General features: G+C 66.6%; 21 protein-coding genes. 10 read left to right on the top strand and 11 right to left on the bottom strand.

What is annotated here, in order from left to right; genetic code table 11:
• Positions 1–45 precede the first annotated feature (45 nt).
• From IP83_RS07675 to IP83_RS07660, 4 genes are read left to right on the top strand one after another with little or no spacing between them, the layout of a single operon-like run.
• Positions 46–1161: an ABC transporter permease gene (locus tag IP83_RS07675; protein WP_054121627.1), complete on the top strand. Its 1116-nt coding sequence runs from the start codon at positions 46–48 to the stop codon at positions 1159–1161.
• Positions 1158–2021 carry an ABC transporter ATP-binding protein gene (locus IP83_RS07670; RefSeq protein WP_082364579.1) on the top strand — a complete coding sequence of 288 codons (864 nt, stop codon included), beginning with the start codon at positions 1158–1160 and terminating at the stop codon, positions 2019–2021. Before IP83_RS07675 ends, IP83_RS07670 begins: the two co-directional genes overlap by 4 nt.
• 9 nt (positions 2022–2030) lie before the next feature.
• On the top strand, positions 2031–2969 hold the full coding sequence (locus IP83_RS07665; RefSeq protein ID WP_054121626.1) for an MlaD family protein: 939 nt from the start codon (positions 2031–2033) through the stop codon (positions 2967–2969).
• A gap of 8 nt (positions 2970–2977) precedes the next feature.
• Entirely contained in the window at positions 2978–3553 is a 576-nt protein-coding gene (locus tag IP83_RS07660; protein WP_082364581.1) for an ABC-type transport auxiliary lipoprotein family protein, read from the top strand.
• Here IP83_RS07660 and IP83_RS07655 read toward each other — a convergent pair.
• Genes IP83_RS07655 through crcB form a run of 6 tightly spaced genes read right to left on the bottom strand, consistent with a single transcriptional unit; the run spans position 3550 to position 7372 of the window.
• Positions 3550–4245: an ATP12 family chaperone protein gene (locus tag IP83_RS07655; protein ID WP_054121624.1), complete on the bottom strand. Its 696-nt coding sequence runs from the start codon at positions 4243–4245 to the stop codon at positions 3550–3552. The genes IP83_RS07660 and IP83_RS07655 overlap by 4 nt on opposite strands.
• On the bottom strand, positions 4242–4472 hold the full coding sequence (locus tag IP83_RS07650) for a hypothetical protein (protein WP_054121623.1): 231 nt from the start codon (positions 4470–4472) through the stop codon (positions 4242–4244). Before IP83_RS07650 ends, IP83_RS07655 begins: the two co-directional genes overlap by 4 nt.
• On the bottom strand, positions 4469–5131 hold the full coding sequence (locus IP83_RS07645; protein ID WP_054121622.1) for an HAD-IA family hydrolase: 663 nt from the start codon (positions 5129–5131) through the stop codon (positions 4469–4471). The genes IP83_RS07650 and IP83_RS07645 overlap by 4 nt, the downstream gene beginning before the upstream one ends.
• Entirely contained in the window at positions 5128–5730 is a 603-nt protein-coding gene (locus tag IP83_RS07640) for an FMN-binding negative transcriptional regulator (RefSeq protein ID WP_054121621.1), read from the bottom strand. Before IP83_RS07640 ends, IP83_RS07645 begins: the two co-directional genes overlap by 4 nt.
• The gene (locus tag IP83_RS07635) at positions 5730–6956 is read right to left on the bottom strand and encodes an RluA family pseudouridine synthase (RefSeq protein WP_054121620.1); all 1227 of its coding nucleotides are present in this window, start codon (positions 6954–6956) and stop codon (positions 5730–5732) included. The genes IP83_RS07640 and IP83_RS07635 overlap by 1 nt, the downstream gene beginning before the upstream one ends.
• Positions 6953–7372: a fluoride efflux transporter CrcB gene (gene crcB / locus IP83_RS07630; protein ID WP_054121619.1), complete on the bottom strand. Its 420-nt coding sequence runs from the start codon at positions 7370–7372 to the stop codon at positions 6953–6955. The genes IP83_RS07635 and crcB overlap by 4 nt, the downstream gene beginning before the upstream one ends.
• Positions 7373–7557: 185 nt before the next feature.
• On the opposite strand from crcB, the gene rpsU reads away from it, so the two are divergent.
• From rpsU to gatB, 5 genes are all read left to right on the top strand, one after another.
• Positions 7558–7764 carry a 30S ribosomal protein S21 gene (rpsU, locus tag IP83_RS07625; protein WP_054121618.1) on the top strand — a complete coding sequence of 69 codons (207 nt, stop codon included), beginning with the start codon at positions 7558–7560 and terminating at the stop codon, positions 7762–7764.
• A gap of 167 nt (positions 7765–7931) precedes the next feature.
• A complete protein-coding gene (locus IP83_RS07620) occupies positions 7932–8474 on the top strand; it encodes an FKBP-type peptidyl-prolyl cis-trans isomerase (RefSeq protein ID WP_054121617.1) in 543 nt (180 codons plus the stop codon).
• Between the two features lie 56 nt (positions 8475–8530).
• Complete coding sequence (gene gatC / locus IP83_RS07615; protein WP_054121616.1) at positions 8531–8833, top strand: Asp-tRNA(Asn)/Glu-tRNA(Gln) amidotransferase subunit GatC; 303 nt, start codon at positions 8531–8533, stop codon at positions 8831–8833.
• A 130-nt stretch (positions 8834–8963) separates the two neighbouring features.
• Positions 8964–10448, top strand: coding sequence for an Asp-tRNA(Asn)/Glu-tRNA(Gln) amidotransferase subunit GatA (gene gatA, locus IP83_RS07610; protein WP_054121615.1), 1485 nt, complete (start codon positions 8964–8966; stop codon positions 10446–10448).
• A gap of 2 nt (positions 10449–10450) precedes the next feature.
• Positions 10451–11944 carry an Asp-tRNA(Asn)/Glu-tRNA(Gln) amidotransferase subunit GatB gene (gene gatB, locus IP83_RS07605; protein ID WP_054121614.1) on the top strand — a complete coding sequence of 498 codons (1494 nt, stop codon included), beginning with the start codon at positions 10451–10453 and terminating at the stop codon, positions 11942–11944.
• Between the two features lie 22 nt (positions 11945–11966).
• On the opposite strand, the gene IP83_RS07600 is transcribed toward gatB, so the two are convergent.
• Positions 11967–14795: a pitrilysin family protein gene (locus IP83_RS07600; RefSeq protein ID WP_231624957.1), complete on the bottom strand. Its 2829-nt coding sequence runs from the start codon at positions 14793–14795 to the stop codon at positions 11967–11969.
• A gap of 488 nt (positions 14796–15283) precedes the next feature.
• Here IP83_RS07600 and clpB point away from each other — a divergent pair, with 488 nt between their 5' ends.
• Positions 15284–17863, top strand: coding sequence for an ATP-dependent chaperone ClpB (clpB, locus tag IP83_RS07595; protein ID WP_054121613.1), 2580 nt, complete (start codon positions 15284–15286; stop codon positions 17861–17863).
• 110 nt (positions 17864–17973) lie between these two features.
• On the opposite strand, the gene IP83_RS07590 is transcribed toward clpB, so the two are convergent.
• From IP83_RS07590 to IP83_RS07575, 4 genes are all read right to left on the bottom strand, one after another.
• Positions 17974–18777, bottom strand: a complete 804-nt coding sequence (locus tag IP83_RS07590; protein WP_082364578.1) for a rhodanese-related sulfurtransferase — start codon at positions 18775–18777, stop codon at positions 17974–17976.
• A 45-nt stretch (positions 18778–18822) separates the two neighbouring features.
• Positions 18823–20118: an MFS transporter gene (locus IP83_RS07585; protein ID WP_054121612.1), complete on the bottom strand. Its 1296-nt coding sequence runs from the start codon at positions 20116–20118 to the stop codon at positions 18823–18825.
• Positions 20119–20220: 102 nt separating this feature from the next.
• Positions 20221–21294 carry a phosphotransferase family protein gene (locus tag IP83_RS07580; RefSeq protein WP_054121611.1) on the bottom strand — a complete coding sequence of 358 codons (1074 nt, stop codon included), beginning with the start codon at positions 21292–21294 and terminating at the stop codon, positions 20221–20223.
• Positions 21295–21380: 86 nt separating this feature from the next.
• A complete protein-coding gene (locus tag IP83_RS07575; RefSeq protein ID WP_054121610.1) occupies positions 21381–22469 on the bottom strand; it encodes a Zn-dependent alcohol dehydrogenase in 1089 nt (362 codons plus the stop codon).
• Between the last annotated feature and the right edge of the window lie 77 nt (positions 22470–22546).

The raw sequence follows: 22546 nt of genomic DNA, 5'->3' as shown, positions 1-22546 counted from the left end.
ACTGCGCTTGCGGCCATGGGCGATTTCCCGCATGTAACGCCTATCATGCGGGCAAGGGCCGATTTTGTCACCGAAACGGATGCCGATGGGGGCGCTGCGCTGGTTCTTACCGGCCCGCTGACCGTTTCGGCAATGGGATCGTTGGATTCGCGGCTGCGTGCGCTGGAAGGTCCGTTCAAAGCCATCGACATCAGCCGCGCCAGCCGCATCGATACCGTTGGCGCGTGGACGGCATGGAGCCTTTCGCAGCGCTTTGGCGCGCCGGTCACCGGCGCCTCGCCTGAAGCGGAGCGGCTGATCGGGGCGATCAGCGCGGTCGATGACAACACCGCTCCGGTCGAGGCACCGCGCCTGCCTCTCTATTTGCACGTGCCCCAGCAAGTGGGCGGTGTGATGATCGGACTCGGCCACGGCATGCTGCTGGTGCTCGGCTTCCTCGGCCAGATCGTGCTGGCGAGCGGCGTTCTCATCCGCCATCCGGGCAAGTTCCGCTTGCGCGCGCTGGTGCATCAGATGGAGCTGATGGGCGTCAACGCGCTCGCCATCATCGGCCTGATGAGCTTCCTTGTCGGCATCGTCATCGCGCAGCAGGGCGCGGTGCAGCTCCGCCAGTTCGGGGCCGAGATCTACACGGTGAACCTCGTCGGCCGCCTGAGCTTGCGCGAACTTGGCATCCTGATGACGGCGATCATGGTCGCAGGCCGCTCGGGCTCGGCCTTCGCCGCGCAGCTCGGCACGATGAAGCTGACCGAGGAAATCGATGCGATGCGCACCATCGGCGTTTCGCCCATCGAAGCGCTGGTGATCCCGCGCCTGCTCGCTACCATGCTGATGATGCCGCTGCTGGGCATCTATTCTGCGGCCATCGGCATCGTCGGCGGCGCGGCGCTGTCTGCGCTCACGCTCGGCATTCCCTTCTTCACTTTCCTCGCGCGCATTCAGGAAGTCGTGCCGCTGCACGACGTCTGGGTCGGCCTCATCAAGGGCCCGGTGTTCGGCCTGATTGTCGCCACATCGGGCTGCTATCAGGGCCTGCAGGTGAAGAGCGACGCCGAGGAAGTCGGCACGCGCACGACAGCGGCGGTGGTCATGGCGATCTTCATGGTGATCGTGCTCGATGCGTTCTTCGCGGTGTTCTTCTCGGAGGTCGGTTGGGGATGAGCGACGAAGGATTGCTCACCGCCTGCGCCGTGCCGCCTCCGCCGGGGAGCGAAGCCGACCTGTTCCCGATCCGCGTGCGCGGCCTCAAGAACGCGTTCGGCGAGCATGTGATCCACGAGAACCTCGATCTCGACGTGCGGCGCGGCGAGATCCTTGGCGTGGTCGGCGGCTCGGGCACAGGCAAGTCGGTGCTGATGCGCTCGATCATCGGGCTGCAGATCCCCGAGGAAGGCACGATCGAAGTGCTCGGCAGCCCGATCACCGATGCGCGCGATGACGACGATATCGATATCCGCTGCCGCTGGGGCATCCTGTTCCAGGGCGGTGCATTGTTCTCGACGCTGACCGTGGCGGAGAACGTCGAGGTGCCGCTGCGCGAGTTCTACCCGGAGATCACCGACGACCTGCGCCACGAAATCGCGCGTTACAAGGTGCTCCTGTCGGGCCTCCCGGCGGAAGCGACCAGCAAGTATCCCAGCGAGCTTTCGGGCGGCATGAAAAAGCGCGCCGGTCTCGCCCGCGCCCTCGCGCTCGATCCGGAACTGCTGTTCCTCGACGAGCCGACCGCCGGCCTCGATCCCATCGGGGCGGCGGGGTTCGACCAGCTGATCCGCAGCCTGCAGCAGACGCTTGGCCTCACCGTGTTCCTGATTACCCACGATCTCGATACGCTCTACGAGATCTGCGACCGGGTGGCGGTGATCGCGGACAAGCGCGTGATCGCGGTGGGCACGATCCCCGAACTGATCGCCACCGATCACCCGTGGATCACTTCGTACTTCAACGGCCCGCGCGGCCGCGCCGCCATGGCGGCAAACGAGCGCAACGCTGCCCTTGGCACCGCTGGGCAGGAGGCATAGGGATAGCCGATGGAAACGCGCGCCAATCATATCTGGGTGGGGATCGTCACCCTGCTGCTGCTGGCGGGACTCGCGGCGCTGCTGATCTGGATCGCGCGGCTGAGCCAGCACGAGCAGAAGGACTATGACATCTTCTTCAAGCAGTCGGTCGACGGCGTCGCGAAGGGCTCGGAAGTCTCCTATTCCGGCGTGCCGGTGGGGCAGGTGAAGGACATCGCGCTGTGGGAGAAAGACCCCAGCTTCGTGCGCGTGCGGATCAAGGTCGATCGCAAGGTGAAGCTGCTGCAGGGCACCACCGCCAGCCTGCAGGGCAGCTTCACCGGCGTGTCGACCATCCAGCTGACCGGCGCGATCAAGGATGCGCCCGAGATCGACGAGCCCGGTCCTGCAGGTGCGCCGGTGATCCCGACCAAGCGCAGCGGTCTGGGCGAGATCCTCTCGACCACCCCGCTCCTGCTCGAACGCCTCGCCACCCTGACCGAGCGGCTGACGCTGGTGCTCTCAGACCAGAACCAGAAGGCCTTCGCCAATATCCTAGCGCATACCGACCAGCTGACCGGCAACCTCGCCAATGCCTCGCCCGAGGTGAAGAAGTCGCTGACCGAGCTGCAACTGACCTTGAAGCAGGCGACCACCACGCTCGCGACCGTCGACAAGCTGGCGGCCTCGACCGATTCCTCGATCAATGATCCCTCGAACGGGCTGACGAAGCAGTTGCGCGCCACGCTCAAGTCGGCGCAGGCGGCGGCGGATTCGCTGCAGGCGACGATGAACGAGACCAAGCCCGCCGCGAAGCAGTTCAACGACCGCACACTGCCCGCCTTCGAAGCGGCGCTGCGCGATATCGAGGCCACTTCGCGCTCGATCCGCCAGATGACCGACACGATCAACGATCGCGGCATCGGCAGCGTCGTGGGAAGCCCCAAACTGCCGGACTACAAGCCATGAGCGCCCGCATGACCCGAACTTTTGCCCTGTCGCTCGCGCTGCTGGCGGCGCTCTCCGGTTGTGTGCGGATCGGGGCGAAGCCGCCCGGCACTTTCCTCACGCTGACGCCGGACGCGGCGCCGACTGCAGGCGCGACCAGCAGCGGCACCTTGAGCGAAGCGACGGTGGTGCTCGAACCTTCGGCCGCGGCATCGATCTCGGTGCTGCGTATTCCGGTGCAGATCGATGCTTCCAACGTCGCCTATATCCGCGGCACGCAGTGGGTGGAGCGCCCCAGCCGCGCCTTCCAGCACCTGCTCGCCGACACGCTGCGTGCACGCGGCAAGGGGCTGGTGGTCGAGACCGACCGCGCCACCACCGGCACGCGCATCGGCGGGCAACTGCTGGCGATGGGGTTCGATGCGCAGACGCGTTCAGCCGTTGTGCGCTTCGATGCGATGAAGTGGCTGGCAGGCGGCAAGATCGAGACGCGGCGCTTTGAAAGCACCGTGCGCGGTGTCGATCCCTCGCCGAACGAGATTGGCCCGGCTCTCAACAAAGCGGCCAACAAAGTGGCGGGCGAGATCGCAGACTGGGTGGGCTAAACCCGCGCCAGCACTGCAAACTTCGCCGCCGCGGCAAAGGCTGCATGCCGGCGCGCGCGGCGGTCCTGCGCTTCGGCGTCCTTGCCCCAGAGCTCGACCTGCCAGTCTTCCTCAAGATTGGCCGCATCCCATAGCGCGTCTACATCGGCCCCGGGTTCCACCGCCATCAGCCCGAGCACCAGCGAGGCAGCGAGCGATGCGGTGTTCTTCACTGCCGCCAGCGTGAAGCCGTCGCGCGTGGCGAGGTCTTCGCGCAGGCGGGCCACCGTTTCCTCGGGCTGCGGGCGGTGCATGATCCCGGCCACGCGCACGAAGCGTATATCCCATCGCGCCTCCGCGGCGGTCAGCAGCGGATCCCACACCGCGCGCTGGCGGATGCCGAGCGCTTCGTCCGGTTCGGCGCGGTAGCACAGGGTGTCGGTCTCGGCGTAGGGGATCAGTTCGTCCACCACCGCCGCCTTGCCGGGCGTCACCACGTCGATGGCGTAATCCGCCAAGTCGCGGAACACGAAGCGGGCGGGATCGATCTCCTCGCCTTGTCCGGACCACTCTGCCGCCATCGCTTCGGCCAGCGGCGCCGTCGGCACGATCTGCGGCGCACCGCCGACCGTACGCAGGCCCCGGCCATCGAGCATGACCCTGAAGCCGCTGCCTTCGACAGCAACGGTAACAGCCTTGTAGAAACGCTTCATGGACGACTTTTCCAGCGCCTCGCGAGCAAGAGCGGGACGACGAAAAAGTCGACTAGTCCTGCCGCGATCAGCACATAACCTGCCGCTTCGGGCAGCCTTGGCAGCCACGCGACTTTGCCGGTGATGATCAGCACCCCGCCAAGCGCCAGCAGCGCGCCGGACAGACGCACCATCTGAAGGACGGCAAAGCGCGCCGCGGCGGGATCGCGCTCCGGAGAGGTGTTCATTCCATGCCCTTCAGGAGCAGGCGCAGTTCGGCGATCGACCCGGCCACCGCCTCTGCCCCCGCTTCCACCAATTCGCGCGGGTGGTGATAGCCCCAGTCGACGCCGATGGCGCGGACCCCGGCGTTGACCGCCATGGACATGTCGAATGCGGTATCGCCGATCATCGCGGTCTCGCTCGGGCTCGCACCGCTTTCTGCAAGGCAAGCCTCGATCATGCTGGGGTGCGGCTTGGAGGGGTGCCGGTCCGCCGTCTGCAAGGTGATGAAGTGCCCGGCCAGACCATGCGTTTCGAGGCAGTGGGCAAGGCCTCGGTCGCTCTTGCCGGTGGCGACGCCGAGCAGCCAGCCCGCGCCTGCCAGTTCCTCGATCAGGGCGGCAATGCCTTCGTAGAGCGGTTCGGCCACTTGCCCCGCCATGCGCCGCTCACGGAACGCGTCGCGGTAGAGCTGCGCAAGCATCGAATGGTCGTCCGCCGTTCCATCGGGCCGCAGGCGGCGCATTGCCTCGGGCAGCGAAAGGCCGACCACGCGGCGCGTGGCATTGCGGTCCGGCGGGACGAGCCCAGCGGCCTCGAACGCCGCATCCATCGCCGCGCAGATATCGGCCTGGCTATCGACCAGGGTGCCGTCGCAATCGAAGATGGCCAGCCGCAAGCTCATTTCCCGAACTGCTCCATCAGCGCTGCGAGCGCGAGCTTGCCTTCGCCCTTGAGACCTTCGATCACGCGATTGCGCTCCTCGGCCGGCTTGTTCTGCGAAAGCTTCAGGGTGGGCCGCCAAGCCTCGACCGTCAACTCGAAGCCGACGATCATGTCCATCATGCGGTCGCGCTTGATCCGGGCCATCTTGTCCATGGTCCACGGCGTGCCTTCGCTCACCCGCGCCTCGTGATGCACCGAAACGTCTTCCAGCAATGCATGCAGCCCATCGCGGTCCATGCGCCGGACCGGGCCTTCCATTTCGAGCGCGAGGTAGTTCCACGTCGGCACCTGATCGGGATCGCTGTACCAGCGTGCCGAAATATAGCCGTCCGGCCCGTTGACCACCGCCAGCGCCCGCGCTCCATCGAGATGGCGTGTCAGCGCATTGCCGAGCGCGAGGTGGAACCGCAGCGTTCCCGCATCCGTCAGCAGCAGCGGCACGTGCGCCACGCGTGGGCCGTCCGGTGTGGTCAGGAAGACCATGCCGAAGCCGGTCTCCTCGATCAGCGCGGCGTAAAGCGCGCGGTCATCGCTGCGGAAGGCGGGATTGGGATGCATCAGGCCTTGGGCCCCCGGCGCGGCGGTGCACCGCGCTTCGGCGCTGCCTTGGGCGCGGTCGGCTTGCTGCCAACGCCCTTCTTGACACCCCCGCGCGGCTTCGGCGCGCTGCGACCGGACGGCGGCGCATCGGCGCGCTTGCGGCGCTCGCCCCGGCGTTCCTTGCGGTATTCCTTGGCGTGGGCCTTGGCGGCGCGTTTCTCGATCACCTTGTCCGGCACCAGCTTGACCGGTTCGAGCGGCAGGTCGCCATCTGCTTCCTCGAAGCCCAGTTGCGCCATGCTCGCAGCAAAGTGCTCGGGCAGCGGCGCGGTCACATCGAGAAGGTCGCCTTCGGGATGCTCGATCCTGAGGCGGCGCGCATGGAGGTGCATCTTGCGGCTGATCGAACCGGTCAGAAACGCGGCCTGCCCGCCATACTTGCCGTCGCCGACGATGGGATGCCCGATCGCCGCCATATGGACGCGCAGCTGGTGTGTGCGCCCCGTCAGCGGCTGAAGTTCCACCCAGCACGCGGCATTTCCCGCGCGGCCGATCACGCGGTAGCGGGTGCGGGCGGATTGGCCGTGCTCGGTCTCATCGACCATCATCTTCTCGCCGCCGGTGCCCGGCTGCTTGGCGAGCGGCAGTTCGATCAGGCCGTCCTTCACATCCGGCACGCCGGTTACCAGTGCCCAGTAGATCTTGCGTGCGCTGCGACCGGAAAAGCGCTTCGAAAAGAACGCAGCGCTGCCCGGGGTGCGGGCGATGAGGAGGACGCCCGAGGTGTCCTTGTCGAGCCGGTGGACGAGACGCGGGCGCGGACCCTTCTCCTCGGCATAGGCATCGAGCAGGCCGTCGACATGCTCATGCGTGCCGCTGCCGCCTTGCGTGGCGAGGCCGGGCGGTTTGTTCAGCACGATCGCGGCGCGGTCCTTGGTCAGCACCATGCTCTCGGCCAGCGCAAGCTGCTCCTCTGTCAACGGTTTCTTCGGCCGCGTGCCCTTGATCCCGGCAGGCGCGGAGCCACCCGGCGGAACGCGCAGGACCTGGCCCTTCTCCAGCCGCGTATCGACATCGGCGCGTTTGCCATCGACGCGCAGCTGTCCGGTGCGCGCCCAGCGCGAGACTGTGGCGAAGCCGACCGCAGGCAAATTGCGTTTGAACCAGCGGTCGAGCCGCACGCCGTCGTCATCTTTGGTGACGGTGAACTGGCGGACGTCGTCCGATGCGTCGGGGCCGCTCATGCCGCCACCCGCATCAGCCAGAGCCCGGCAAACAGCGCGGCAAAACCTGCCACCAGCGATGCAGCCACATAGGCCGCCGCCAGCCCCAGCTGCCCGCGTTCAACAAATAGCGCGAACTCCAGCGCGAAGGAGGAAAACGTGGTGTAGCCGCCCAGCACGCCGACGCCGAGCAGCAGCCGCCACTGCTCGCCTCCGCTGCCATGCCGAGCAAGCCAGCCTGCAAGAAGCCCCATCGCGGCGCTGCCCAATACGTTGACGGTGAGCGTTGCCCAGGGGAAAGCGCTCGCGGCGACTGGCCCGATGGCGGCAAGATAAAGGCGACCAGTCTGGTAGCGCAGCCACGCGCCGAGCGCGCCGCCGGCAGCGACCGCAAGGCCGGGTGGGACACTGGAAAGCAAAGGTGTGGTAGGCGTCATTCGCCATGCCCCTAACGCAGGCAGGCGCCAAATGCACGAGATTGCTTGCCTTGGCGGGCCTCTTTTGGTAGCGGGCGCCCCGTTGGAGCCGATCCCGTCGGATTCGGCCCGTTATCTATTTCATAAATTCAAGGTGACTCCCGCGTGGGCGGGCTCTCGCCATCAGCATTGAGGTGTAGCGATTTATGCAGATTCTCGTTCGCGACAACAATGTCGACCAGGCCCTCCGCGCGCTCAAGAAGAAGCTGCAGCGTGAAGGCGTGTACCGCGAGATGAAGCTGCGCCGTCACTTTGAGAAGCCCTCGGAAAAGCGCGCCCGCGAAAAGGCCGCCGCTGTGCGCCGCGCCCGCAAGATGGAGCGCAAGCGGCTTGAGCGCGACGGCGGCAAGTAAGCTGCTGTCGGGGCAGCGCGTTCTGCCCCTAAGCCTCTTGCGATAAGGGTCCGGCTGGGCCAAGAGGGCGCCGTATTCGCGGCGCCCTTTCGCTTGTCCGGCTTCTCGCCGTCTCGCGTTCGGGCCTCAGATTGGAGCCGCCCGCAGGCTCCGCAAAAGGGGAAGACATGTCGGAAATCACCCGCGTTCCGCTCCAGCCGGTCGGCAAGGGATCGCTCACCCGCATCTGGATCGGCGTGATTCTCGCGCTGCTGATCGGCGCGACGGCTGCCTGGTCGACGCGCTATCAGGGTCTCGTCGTCGAAACGCTCAAGGCGGGCTCGGGCCCATCGCCGACGCTCGGCGATGTCGTGCTGGTGAACTATGCCGGCCACCTCGCCAACGGCAAGGAATTCGACAAGGGCGAGAAGGTCGCCATGCCGGTCGAGGGCGTGATCCCCGGCTTCAGCAAGGGTCTGCAGAAGATGCAGCGCGGCGGCAAGTACAAGCTCGTGATCCCGGCTGCGATGGCCTATGGCGCGCAGGATCAGAAGAACCCCTCGACGGGTGAAGTGGTGATCCCCGCCAACAGCGACCTGACGTTCGACGTCGAACTGCTCGATTTCAAGAGCGCGGCCGAGATCGAGCAGCGCCGCCAGATGCTGCAACAGCTGCAGCAGCAGATGGGCAGCGCGCCGAAGGGCGGCGCTGAATCGGCGCCGCAGCCCTGATCCAATTCCCGGCCGGTGGAATGATCCGCCGGCCCCAGTTCTAGCGAAAGACAGCCATGTCCGTAGACACCGCCACGGTGGCCAGGATCGCCTCGCTGGCCCGCATCAAGGTGGCCGATGACGAGATCGCGGCGATGGTGCCCGAACTCAACGGCATCCTCGCGTGGGTCGAGCAGCTCGGTGAAGTGAATGTGGAAGGGATCGCGCCGATGACGGCGGTGATCCCCAACAAGCAGCGCCTGCGCGACGATGTCGTCAATGCCGATCCGCTGACCGGCGGCGATGTGCGGGACAAGGTGCTCTCCAACGCGCCCGCCGGTGAACATGGCTTCTTCGGCGTGCCCAAGGTGATCGAATGATGGTTGATGCAAGCGTTGCGCCCATGTGCTTCGACAAGCTCAGCACGAGCGGTATTCTTGTTTCAGTCCAGTTCCCGCTCATGCTGAGCTTGTCGAAGCATGTTGGCGCGGTCGTCGGGATAGAATTGGCATGACGGAGCTTACAGACCTTGGCGTCGCCGCGATCCGCGAGGGCGTGGCGAAGGGCGACTTTACTGCAGTCGAAGTGGCTGGCGCGTTCAACGCTGCCGTCGCCGAAGCGCAGGACGCGCTCAACGCCTTCATCACGCTGACACCCGAGAAGGCGCTTGAAGCCGCTGCTGCCGTCGATGCAGACCGCGCGGCGGGCAAGCCGCTCGGCAAGATGGCCGGTGTGCCGATCGGCATGAAGGACTTGTTCGCGACGACGGGCACCAAGACCACCGCCGCCTCGAACATCCTCGGCAACTTTGTCCCGCCATACGAATCTACCGTTTCGCAGAAGCTGTGGGATGCGGGCGCGGGCATGCTCGGCAAGCTCAACCTCGACCAGTTCGCGATGGGCTCCTCGAACGAGACGAGCGCGTTTGGCAACGTGATCTCGCCGTGGCGGCGTGAAGGCAGCGATGCGCAGCTCGCGCCCGGTGGCTCCTCGGGCGGCTCCTCAGCGGCGGTTTCGGCTCGCATTGCGCCTGCCGCGACCGGCACCGACACCGGCGGCTCGATCCGGCAGCCCGCCGCCTTCACCGGCATTTCGGGGATCAAGCCGACCTACGGACGCTGCTCGCGCTGGGGCATCGTCGCCTTTGCGTCCAGCCTCGATCAGGCAGGCCCGATGGCGCGCGACGTGCGCGATTGCGCGATCATGCTGGAAGCGATGGCCGGTTTCGATCCCAAGGATTCGACCAGCCTCGATCTGCCCGTGCCGGAGTGGGAAGCCAATCTGAACGCCGACTTGCGCGGCAAGAAGGTCGGCATCCCGCGCGAATACCGCATGGACGGCATGGACGCCGACGTCGCCCGCGTGTGGGACGAAGGCATCGCGTGGCTCAAGGATGCGGGCGCCGAGATCGTCGACATCAACCTCGCGCATACCAAGTATGCGCTGCCCGCATACTACATCATCGCCCCCGCTGAAGCCTCCTCGAACCTCGCTCGGTACGACGGCGTGCGCTATGGCCTGCGCGATCTGCCGCAGGGTGCGGGCCTGCAGGACATGTACGCGGCTACCCGCGCCGCCGGGTTCGGGGCTGAAGTTAAGCGCCGCATCCTGATCGGCACCTACGTGCTCTCTGCGGGCTTCTACGATGCCTATTACACGCAGGCGCAGAAGGTCCGCACGCTGATCAGCCGCGACTTCATGAACGCGTTCCAGACCGTCAACGTGATCCTCGCCCCCACGGCGCCGACCGCCGCCTTCGGCCTTGGCGAGATGGTGAGCGATCCGCTGGCGATGTACCTCAACGACGTGTTCGCCGTGCCCGCCTCGCTGGCAGGCCTTCCCGCCATGTCGGTGCCTGCGGGTCTCGACCGGCTGGGTCTGCCGCTGGGGCTCCAGCTGATCGGCCGCCCGTTCGATGAACAGGGCGTGCTCGATGCGGGTCTGGCAATCGAAAGCCGCGCGGGGTTCACCGCCCGTCCGGCGAAGTGGTGGTAAGCATGAGCGACTATCGTATCCAGGGCGCAACGGGTGAATGGGAGGTCGTGATCGGCCTTGAAGTCCATGCGCAGATCAGCACGCAGGCGAAGCTCTTCTCGGGCGCGGCGACCGCGTTCGGTGCGGAGCCCAACACGCAGGTCAGCCTCGTCGATGCGGCGATGCCGGGCATGCTGCCCGTGCCCAACATGGAATGCATCCGCCAGGCCGTGCGCACCGGCCTCGCGATCAATGCGCAGATCAACAAGTGGTCGCGTTTCGACCGCAAGAACTACTTCTACGCGGATCTGCCGCAGGGCTACCAGATCAGCCAGCTCTACCACCCCATCGTGGGCGAAGGCGCGATCGAGGTGCAGCTCGACGACAAGAACCCCGAGAGCACCAAGACCATCGGGATCGAGCGCATCCATGTCGAGCAGGACGCGGGCAAGCTGATGCACGATCAGCACCCGACGATGTCCTACGTCGACCTCAACCGTTCTGGCGTGGCGCTGATGGAAATCGTCAGCCGGCCGGACATGCGCTCGCCGGCGGAAGCGGGGGCCTACCTCTCCAAGCTGCGCACGATCCTGCGCTATGTCGGCTCGTGCGACGGCAATATGGATCAGGGCTCGATGCGCGCGGACGTCAACGTCTCGGTGCGCCGCCCGGGCGAGCCCTTCGGCACGCGGACCGAGACGAAGAACGTCAACTCGGTGCGCTTCGTGATGGCCGTGGTCGAGCAGGAAGCCAAACGCCAGGTCGCGCTGCTGGAGGACGGCGGCAAGGTCGTGCAGGAAACCCGTCTCTACGATCCGGACCGCAACGAGACCCGCTCCATGCGCAGCAAGGAAGACGCGCACGACTACCGCTACTTCCCCGATCCGGACCTGCTGCCGGTGGAACTCGACGATGCCTTCGTCGAGGAATGCCGCGCCAGCCTGCCCGAACTGCCGGATGCCAAGCGCCACCGCTATGAAACCGCGCTGGGGCTCTCCGCCTACAACGCGGGCGTGCTGACCGCCGAGGTCGAGACCTCGCGCTGGTTCGAGGCGCTGCTCGCGGCAAGCGCGGCAAAGCACGGCAAGCCGGAAGGCGAGGTCGCCAAGCAGGCGGCCAACTGGCTGACGTCCGAACTGTTCGGCGCGCTCAACAAGCTGGGCAAGGGCCTTGCCGAAAGCCCGGTCAGCCCGGAAGCGGGCGGCGAACTGCTGGCGCTCGTCGGCAAGGGCACGATCTCGGGCAGCGCGGCCAAGCAGGTGCTCGAGAAGATGCTCGAGACGGGTGACGCCCCGGGCGTGATCGTCGAGCGCGAGGGCCTGACGCAGACTTCCGACACCGGCGCGATCGAGGCGGCGGTCGATGCCGTGCTGGCTGCGAATGGTGACAAGGTCGCGCAGTACAAGGGCGGCAAGGAAGCCCTGTTCGGCTTCTTCGTCGGTCAGACGATGAAGGCCATGCAGGGCAAGGGCAATCCGCAGCTCGTCAACGAAGTGCTGAAGGCGAAGCTGGCCTGAGGCCGGCTTCGCCCAGCGCGCCTTACTCCGCTTTCAGCACTTCCACTGGCAGGCCCAGCCCGTCGAGCTGCGGTCTGACCTTGGCCGCGTCGCCGACGACGACCCAGACAATGCGGCTGGGATCGATGATCTTGCGCGCCGCCGCGTCGAGGTCGGCGGGCGTCATTGCGCGGTAGCGGGCCGGAAGCGTGGCGTAGTAGTTGTCCGGACGCTTGTAGGTCTCGATCTTGGCCACGCCTTCGAGGACCGCGCCCGAGGTTTCGAACGCGCCGGGCAGTTCGCGCGCGCTGCCCTGGGTGGCGAGCGCGGTCTCTTCCGGTGTGGTGCCCTTGGCACCGAGATAGCGCGTCATTTCGCCCTGCAGTTCGCGGATCGAGGGGCCGGTCTGATCGGTCTGGACGGGGGCGATGATCCGGAAGATCAACCGGTCCGCACGGTCGCTGATCGCGCTGTCGACACCGTAGGACCAGCCCTTGGTCTCGCGCAGGTTGGTGTTCATGCGGCTGAGGAAATCGCCGCCGAGCACGTCGTTGGCGGTGCGCAGGGTGACCGTGTCGTCGGTGCCCTTGACCGCGATGACTTCGCCGCCGACGATCATCGACTGCGGCGAGCCGGGCCGGTCGATGAGCACGATGCGCGGGGCAGGTGTGGGGATCGGCGAGGAGAAGTCCTTGACCGGCGGGGCCATGCGGTTCGACGGCCAATCACCGAAGCTCTTTTCGAGTAGTGGAACCACATCGGCGAGCCTGGTATCGCCCACGACATAGATCGTCGCGCGGTCGGGACGCAGCCAGCGGGCGTGGAAGGCGGCGAGATCGGCGCGGGTCAGCTTCTTCACCACATCCGCTTCGCCTGTGCCCGTCGGAGCATAACCATAGGGATGGGCCGGGCCGTAGATCGCCGGGTAGAGCGTGCGGCTGGCGAGCGAATAAGGGTCGGTGCGCTCGGACTGGATCGTGCTCAGCTGCTGGGCGCGCACGCGTTCAAGCTCCGCCGGATCGAGAGCGGGGTGGCGCACGTAATCGGCGAGGAGATCAAGCGAGGGCGCGAGGTTGGGCACCAGCGCGTTGAGTTCGAATGCGGTCGAATCGGGCAGGCCGACGCCGTTGATCGAGGCGCCCAGCGTTTCCTTGGCGCGGGCGAGGGCGGAGGAATCGAGGCTGGTGGTGCCCTCGTTCATCAGCCGCAGCAGCAGCGATGTGGTCCCGCGCGCGTCCTTGGGATCGGCGGCGTAGCCCGCATCGAACGAGACGCGCACCGAGACGACCGGCACCGCGCTGCGGCGGGCGAAGACGACCTTGATACCGTTCTTGAGGCTGGTGCGCTCGATGGCGGGGAAATCGAGCGTGGGGACTTCGCCGCCGGACGGGATCTTGCTGCGGTCGGCATCCGCGGTGGTCACCGCTGCTGCGGTCACGGCCGACGCCGGGGCGGCCGGAGGCAGCGCCGCATCACCGCCGCGCGCTTCGCCGCCGCCGGTGCGATTGCCCGGCACGACCGTCAGCGCGAAGACCGGGCGCTTGAGCCACTTGGCCAGCGCATCGCGCACCGCAGCTGGGGTGAGCTTGGCCGCGGCTTCGAGTTCCTTGCGGTAGTTGGCCGGATCGCCCGAATAGAGCAGTCCCTCGGCCAGGGTAGCGGCCTTGCCGCCGCCGCCACCGACCGATTCGAGCGAGCGGATCTCGCTGGCGGCGAACGACGTGGCGGCGCGGGCGAGCTCGTCTGCCGTTGGACCTTCGGTCATCAGGCGGGTGAGCTCGGCATCGAGCGCTGCGCCGACCTTGGCGGGGGCCGCGCCTGGCTTCACATCGGCTTCCATGATGAATTGGCCGCCCTGCGCGAAGACATCTGCGTGGGCGGAGGCGGACACGGCGGTCTGCGCGCCGCGCACCAGCGCATCGTCGAGCCGCGAGCTGGCGAGGCCGCCGAGGATCAGGCCGCCGACCTGCAGCGGCAGGTAGTCGGGGTTGTCGAGACCGGGGATCGCCCACATGCGGTAGACGCGGGTGGTGGCGACGCGGTCCTGCACGGTGCGGGCGATGGGGGCGGGGAGCGTCGGCACCGGTACGCTGACCGGCTGGACGGCGGGGCCGGCGGGGATCGCGCCGAACCACTTGGTGACCTTGGCCTTGGCGGTGGCGGCATCGATATCGCCAGCCAGCACGAGGATCGCGTTGTTAGGGCCGTAGTGATCGCGGAACCAGCCCTTCACGTCGGCAAGGCTGGCGCTGTCGAGGTCCGCCATCGAGCCGATCGTGGTGTGGTGATAGGGATTCCCGGCGGGGTAGAGCGTCTCGTACTCTTCGTACTCGATCAGGCCGAAGGGCGCGTTGTCACCCTGCCGCTTCTCGTTCTGGACGACGCCGCGCTGGTTATCGAGCTTCTCCTGCGTGACCGCGCCGAGCAGGTGGCCCATGCGGTCGCTCTCGAGCATCAGCGCACGGTCGAGCGCGGCGGTCGGTACTGTCTCGTAATAGTTGGTGCGGTCGAACCAGGTCGTCCCGTTTGCGTCGGTCGCGCCCACTTCCTTGAGCGGGGTGAAGAAGTCTTCCGGCGCGTTTTCCGAACCGTTGAACATCAGGTGCTCGAAGAGGTGGGCGAACCCGGTCTTGCCGCGCGGTTCGTTCTTCGAGCCGACCTTGTACCAGACGGAAACCCCGACGACCGGCGCCTTGCGATCGGTGTGGACGAGGACGGTGAGGCCGTTGGGCAGAGTGAAGCGCTCGTAGGGGATGTCGACCGCCTTGACGAGATCGGCGACCGGCGCTGCCTTGATTGCGGGAGCAGCCGGATCGGCAGCCAGCGCAGGGACGGCGGCAAGGAGGACTGGAAGCGCGAGGAGGGAGGCCATCAACGAACGGGGCATGGTGATCCTGCAGCTGGGGCGGACCACCGGTTGGCGGTCGCGCGGGAAGGGATGCGTGCTCTGTTCCAGAGCATGGCGCGGCTGAACAGAAGCAAAATCGATTCGAGAGACGCTTGGCCTACTCGGGGTGGGGGTTGACACGGTTGACACAGTCCTGAGGAATAACTCGGTTCGATTAGTGCGGGCGTTTTGATCGACTGAGGCGATCATCAGGTTTGGCAGGGTGTCGCGGCCAAAGGTCATCGTGAGAACCATAGCGAGTTCGCCGGCTGTAGGACAGTGAGCGCCCGACGAACGTCGGTCCGGTACCGACGGGGAGCCAATGCGGTCCAGATCTTGGGCAGCGATACGCTTTCCCAAAATGCAGGATGGATGCATGAAACCTTCGACGAACGACCATGGAATTTTGATCCAGCTCCTTGTGTGGCCGAAATGACACACTACCTCTGATGCCATAGGAGGACGTTCGCACCATGAACCTCGAGAAATTCACCGACCGCGCCAAGGGCTTTCTGCAGGCGGCGCAGACCGTTGCCATCCGCAACAGCCACCAGCGGATTGGCCCCGAGCACTTGCTGAAGGCCTTGCTGGAGGACAGCGAGGGCATGGCATCGGGGCTGATCCAGCGTGCCGGCGGTACGGCATCCGTCGCGCTGGCCGAAGTGGACAAGGCGCTGGCCAAGATCCCGGCGGTATCGGGCGGCGGGGCGCAGCAGACGCCCGGCCTCGACAACGATGCCGTGCGCGTGCTCGACGCGGCGGAGCAGATCGCGGCCAAGAGCGGCGATGCCTATGTCACCGTGGAGCGCATGCTCGTGGCGCTGACCTTGGCGACTACCACTGCGGCCGGGCAGGCCTTGAAGGCCGCGAATGTGACGGCGCAGGCGCTCGAAGCGGCGATCACTGCGCTGCGCGGTGGGCGCACGGCGGACAGCGCGGGGGCGGAGAACGCCTATGAGGCGATGAAGAAGTATGCCCGCGACCTCACCGAAGCGGCGCGCGAGGGCAAGCTCGACCCCGTCATCGGGCGCGACGAGGAAATCCGCCGGACGATCCAGATCCTCGCGCGGCGGACCAAGAACAACCCGGCGCTGATCGGCGAACCCGGCGTGGGCAAGACCGCGATTGCGGAAGGCCTCGCGCTGCGCATCGCCAATGGCGACGTGCCCGACAGCCTCAAGCACCGCCGCCTGATGGCGCTCGACATGGGCAGCCTGATCGCGGGCGCGAAGTATCGCGGCGAGTTCGAGGAGCGCCTCAAGGCCGTGCTCGACGAGGTGAAAGGCGCGGAAGGCGAGATCATCCTGTTTATCGACGAGATGCACACGCTGATCGGCGCGGGCAAATCGGAAGGCGCAATGGATGCGGGCAACCTGCTGAAGCCGGCGCTGGCGCGCGGCGAGCTGCACTGCATCGGCGCGACGACGCTCGACGAGTACCAGAAGTACGTCGAGAAGGACCCCGCGCTGCAGCGGCGGTTCCAGCCGGTGTTCGTGGGCGAGCCGACGGTGGAGGACACCATCTCGATCCTGCGCGGCCTCAAGGAAAAGTACGAGCTGCACCACGGCGTGCGGATCACCGACGGCGCGATTGTCGCGGCGGCGACGCTGTCCAACCGCTACATCGCGGACCGCTTCCTGCCGGACAAGGCGATCGACCTCATGGACGAGGCCGCCAGCCGGTTGCGCATGGAAGTGGAGAGCAAGCCCGAGGAGATCGAGAACCTCGACCGGCGGATCATCCAGCTGAAGATCGAGGAAATGGCGCTCGCCAAGGAAAGCGACAGTGCCTCGAAGGACCGGCTGGCGGCGCTGCGCGAGGAGCTTGCGAACCTGGAGCAGCAGTCGGCGGAACTGACGACGCGCTGGCAGAACGAGCGCGACAAGATCGCGGCGGAAGGCAAGATCAAGGAAGCGCTCGATGCGGCGCGGATCGAGCTGGAGCAGGCGCAGCGGCAGGGCGATCTCGGCAAGGCGGGCGAGCTCGCCTATGGCCGGATTCCCGAGCTGGAGAAGCAGCTCGCCGAAGCGCAGGGCATGGCCGAGAACGCCTTGCTGCGCGAGGAAGTGACCGCGGACGACATCGCCGGGGTGGTCAGCCGCTGGACCGGGGTGCCGGTCGAGCGGATGCTGCAGGGCGAGCGCGAGAAGCTGCTCAAGATGGAAGAGATCATCGGCAAGCGGGTGATCGGCCAGCGCGATGCGGTGGTGGCGGTTTCCAAGGCCGTGCGGCGCGCGCGGGCGGGGCTGCAGGACCCGAACCGGCCGCTGGGCTCGTTCCTGTTCCTCGGCCCCACGGGCGTTGGCAAGACCGAGCTGACCAAGGCGCTCGCTGGATTCCTGTTCGATGACGACAACGCCATGGTGCGCATCGATATGTCCGAGTTCATGGAGAAGCACTCCGTGAGCCGGCTGATCGGCGCGCCTCCGGGCTATGTCGGGTATGACGAAGGCGGTGTGCTGACCGAGGCGGTGCGGCGGCGGCCCTATCAGGTCGTGCTGTTCGACGAGGTGGAGAAGGCGCATCAGGACGTGTTCAACGTGCTGCTGCAGGTGCTCGACGACGGCCGCCTGACCGACGGGCAGGGCCGCGTGGTGGACTTCACCAACACGCTGATCGTGCTGACCTCGAATCTGGGTAGCCAGTATCTGGCGAACCTCGAGGAAGGGCAGGATGTCTCGAGCGTCGAGCCGCAGGTGATGGATGTGGTGCGGGCGCACTTCCGGCCGGAGTTCCTCAACCGGCTGGACGAGATCATCCTGTTCCACCGGCTGGGCCACGAGCACATGGCGCCGATCGTCGACCTGCAGGTGGCGCGGGTGCAGGCGCTGCTGAAGGATCGCAAGATCGTGATCGACCTCACCGAAGCGGCGAAGCGCTGGCTGGGCCGGGTGGGCTACGATCCGGTCTATGGCGCAAGGCCGCTGAAGCGCGCGGTGCAGCGCTATGTGCAGGACCCGCTGGCCGAGCGGCTGCTGGGGGGCGAGGTCCCCGATGGAAGCACGGTGCGGATCGACGAGGGGGATGGGGCGCTGACGTTTTCGGTCGCCTGAGCCGGGATGCCCCCTCCCCGGTGGGGAGGGGTTGGGGGAGGGGGTACGGCGCTTGCGGTTCGAGCGCTTGTTACCCCCACCCGGCCTCCCCCGAGCGGGGGAGGGGCAGGTCAGCTTGCGGTGCAGGCGCAGCTCTCGCCCGCCGGCACAGCCCGGCCGCAGCTTTTGCATAGCACATGCTCGCCCTCGGCCAGCCCATGGCCGAGGGCGACGCGTTCGTCGAACACGAAGCATTCGCCCTGCCAGAGGCTCTCTTCGGCGGGCACTTCTTCGAGGTAGCGCAGGATGCCGCCCTTGAGGTGGTAGACCTGCTCGACCCCCTCGGCCTTGAGGAAGGCGGTGGATTTTTCGCAGCGGATGCCGCCGGTGCAGAACATTGCCACTTTGGGCTGCTTGCCCTTGCCTAGGAGTCGTTCGCGTTCGGCGCGGAACCAGGCGGGGAACTCGCGGAAGGAGCGGGTCTCGGGATTGATCGCGCCCGCAAAGGTGCCGACGGCGACTTCGTAGTCGTTGCGCGTATCGATCACGATGGTCTCGGGATCGCTGATAAGCGCGTTCCAGTCGTGCGGGGCGACGTAGGTGCCGACGCTCGCCAGCGGGTCGATGTCGGGCTGCCCCATCGTGACGATCTCCCGCTTCAGGCGGACCTTGAGGCGGCCGAAGGGCATTTCGCTGGCGGCGGAATACTTCACGTCAAGGCCCGCGCAGCCGGGCAGGGCGCGGATGTGGGCGATGATGGCCGCGATCCCCTCGGTGGTGCCGGCGATGGTGCCGTTGATGCCTTCGCGGGCGAGAATCAGCGTGCCCCTGATGCCTTGCGCTTCGGCAAGTTCGAGGAGCGGCGCGCGCAGGGCAGCCGGGTCCTCGAAGCGAGCGAAGCGGTAGAGGGCGGCGACGGTGAGCGGGGCAGGCATTGCGGCGCGGTAACCGATGAGCCGCGCCGGGCAAAGGGGGCATGCCTAGGGGCCCTTGCGGTCCAGTTCCTCGTTGAGTCGCAGCGAGGCGCGCCAGAAGAAGAAGGCGGGGACGAAGCCGATCACCGCTGCGCCATATAGCACCCAGCGCACGCTTTCGTCACCGGCAACCGGCTTGATCCAGTCCGACAGCATGCCGAAGAAGAGCGGACCGAGGCCGAGCCCGATGAGGTTCTGGCTGAAAAGCAGGACCGCGCTGGCCATGGCGCGGGCTTCGGGTTTCACGAGGCCTTGTGCGCTCGAAAAGCAGGGGCCGTAGTAGAGCGAATTGAGCAGGGTGGGGATCATCAGCAGCGCGAGCGCCCAGCGCCAGTCAGTCATGACATAGGAAGCGATGGCGAGCGGGACAGCGACGGCAAATCCGATGGCGGGGGCGGTGAGGACGTGCTGCCGATTGACCTTGCCGAAACGGTCGGCCAGCCAGCCGCCGGAAAAAGTACCGACGATGGCCGCAATCCCGCCCCAGATGCCGAACCAGAAGCCGGTTTCGCCCGCGCTGAGGCCGTGGGTGCGCTGGAAGAAGATCGTCGTCCAGGTCGCTTTGCCATAGCTGAGGAAAGCGGCTGCGGAACCTGCCGCGACAACGAGCACATAGGCCCGCGAACCGAGGATTTCGGCCAGCGCTTCGCGGTTGGACAGGGTGCGGGGCAGATGCGGGCTCGGCGCACTGCGCAAGGCCTTGGCGCAGCGCGGATCGCGCAGCAGCAGCAGGACTACAGCTGCAAGCAGGATGCCGGGAAGGCCCACCACGACGAAAGCCATGCGCCAGCCCCAAGAATCGGCGAGCAGTCCGCCGATCAGCATCCCGAGCAGGGTGCCGACCGGGATGCCCAGCGCATAGTTCGCCATAGCCGAGGCGCGCTTTTCGGGTGGGGCGAGATCGGCGATCAGCGAATGGGCAGCGGGCGAGCAGCCGGCTTCGCCCACGCCGACGCCGATGCGGGCGAGGAGCAATTGCAGGAAGCTCTGCGCCTGGCCGCACAGCGCCGTCATGGCTGACCAGATGACGAGCGCGCCGGCAATCAGCCCTACGCGGTTGGTTGAAGGCTTGTCGGCGAAGCGAGCGATAGGAATGCCAAGGAAAGTGTAGAACGCCGCGAACGCGATCCCCGTCATCAGGCCGATCTGGGTATCGGACAGACCGAGATCGCGGCGGATCGGTTCGGCGAGTATGTTGACGATCTGGCGATCGAGGAAGTTGAAGATGTAGACGACGAGCAGGACCGCGAGGACGAGGTGCAGCGATTGGGATCTTGATGCTTGCGCTGCTGGTTCGTTCATCCGCTTCCCTTCATGGGTCTGATCCCTTCCGCCATTACCCTTCCGTCAACCCATTCGGGCTGCCACCTCCCCATTTGCACTTTGCGAAAATGGGGTTGACCTTCAGGCCCCTGCCTTCAGCGCATACTCCCACGCTGTATCCGCCAGCGGGCCGACGCGGTCGGACATGGCCTTGGCGTGGGCGCTGCTGGCGGTGCCGTCGAGGTAGCGCTTCTTGATGCCCTGGATGATGCCGGCGAGGCGGAAGTAGTTGTAGGCTAGGTACCAGTCCATGCCCGGGAGACCGTCGCGCCCCGTCTTCTCGCAGTAGCGCGCGACGACTTCGTCGAGCTCCGGAATGCCGAGCGCGGCGCGGTCGAGGTCGGCGACGCCCGAGCGGCCGCCGTTGTCGGTGGACCAGGCCATGCAGAAATAGGTGAAATCGGCGAGGGGATCCCCCAGGGTCGAGAGTTCCCAGTCGAGCACGGCGAGCGGCTTGGGCTCGCCATGGGCGAAGATCATGTTGTCGATGCGGTAGTCGCCGTGGACGACGCTGGTGCGGGTCTGTTCGGGCAGAGTGCGCGGGAGCCACTCGATCAGGCGCTCCATCGGCTCCATGCGTTCGGTTTCGGAGAGGCGGTACTGCTTGGTCCAGCGATCGACCTGGCGACCGAAGTAGTTGCCGGGCTTGCCGAAATCGGAAAGGCCGACGGCATCGACGTCCACGCTGTGGAGCGCGGCGAGGGTGTCGACCATCGCGAAATAGGTCGCGCGGCGCTCTTCGGGCGAAGCGCCTGGCATGGCGCCGTCCCAGATCGTGCGGCCATCGACGCAGCCCATCACGTAAAACCAGCTGCCGACGACATCGTCATCGGTGCAGAGGCCATATTGCGGGGCGACGGGGAAGCCGGTGGGGGCGAGCGCGGCCTGCACCTTGTATTCGCGGTCCACCGCGTGCGCGCTGGGGAGCAGCTTGCCGAAGGGCTTGCGGCGCAGGACATAGGGGCCAGACGGCGCATCGATCCGGTATGTGGGATTCGACTGGCCGCCCTTGAACTTGGAAACGGTGAGCGGGCCTGTGAAGCCCGCGACATTGGCTTCGAACCAAGCGGTGAGCTTCGCTTCGTCGAGCTTGTCCGCGCCTTCGGGGGTTACGGTGCCGGTGAAGGCGGCCTGGGCGTCGATAGCTTCGGTCATTGGTCTTTCCCGTTGGTGAGGCCGCGTCCTGCCGCAGCCTGCTCCCCTTTACCCCGGTTGTGTCCCGGGGTTTCCTGTTGATTGGACTAGTCGAACACGATCACCGAGCGGGCAGAGTGGCCGGCCTTCATCTTCTCGAAGCCTTCGTTGATGCCTTCGAGCGGGATGCGCTCGGCGATGATGGTGTCGAGATCGAGCAGGCCGCGCATGTAGAAATCGACGAGGCGGGGGAGATCAACCGGGAAGTGGTTCATGCCCATGATCGCGCCCTGCAGCTTCTTGCCCGAGAGCAGATCGAAGGCGGAGAGGCCGACCTTGTGCTGGAGCGGCATCATGCCGAGGATCGTGGCGGTACCGCCGCGGCGGAGCGAGGCGACCGCGAGATCGCCCGAGGCGGGGCGGCCGACGGCTTCGACCGCGTGATCGACGCCGCCCTTGGTCAACTCGACGATCTGCTTGGCGGCATCGGGATCGAGCGCATCTACCACGTCGGTGGCGCCGAGCTTGATCGCGAGTTCGCGCTTCTCCGGCATCGGATCGGCGGCGATGATCCGGCCGGCGCCGGCGATCTTGGCCGCGTTGATCGTCGCGAGGCCGACGCCGCCGCAGCCGATCACTGCGACGGTTTCACCCGGCGTGACCTTGCAGGCGTTGAAGATCGTGCCCGCGCCTGTGGTGACGGCGCAGCCGATGACGGCGGCGCGGTCCAGCGGCATCTCGGGATTGATGGCGACGCAGGCATGCTCGTGGATCAGCATCATTTCGGCGAAGGCCGAGAGATTGAGCATCTGGTTCACCACGCTGCCGTCGCTTGAGCGGGTAAGGCGCGGGGCCTCGCCTGGGCGGCGGCGCGTATCCCCGCCGAGGCAGAGCGCCATGCGGCCGGTGACGCAGAACTCGCAGTGGCCGCAGAAGGCGGAGAGGCAGGTGACGACGGCATCGCCCTTCTTCACCGTGCGCACTTCGCTGCCGACTTCCTCAACGATGCCGGCCGCCTCGTGTCCGCCGACGCAGGGCATCGGGTGCGGATAGGTGCCTTCGATGAAGTGCAAGTCCGAATGGCACAGGCCGCAAGCGGCGGTGCGGATCAGCACTTCATGCGGGCCGGGCTTCGATACGGTGAGCTGGTCGATGACGAGCGGCTGGCCGGCGGCTTCGAGGATGGCGGCTTTCATGGGGGCTACCTTGCACAGTTCCCCTCCCGCCTGCGGGAGGGGTTAGGGGAGGGTGTGTTGGGGTTGAGCTCGAACAT

Source organism: Novosphingobium sp. AAP93, assembly GCF_001296055.1.
Taxonomy (GTDB): Bacteria; Pseudomonadota; Alphaproteobacteria; order Sphingomonadales; family Sphingomonadaceae; genus Novosphingobium.
The sequence above is the reverse complement of the archived record's forward strand: the minus strand, read 5'-3'. Positions and strand labels throughout refer to the sequence as shown.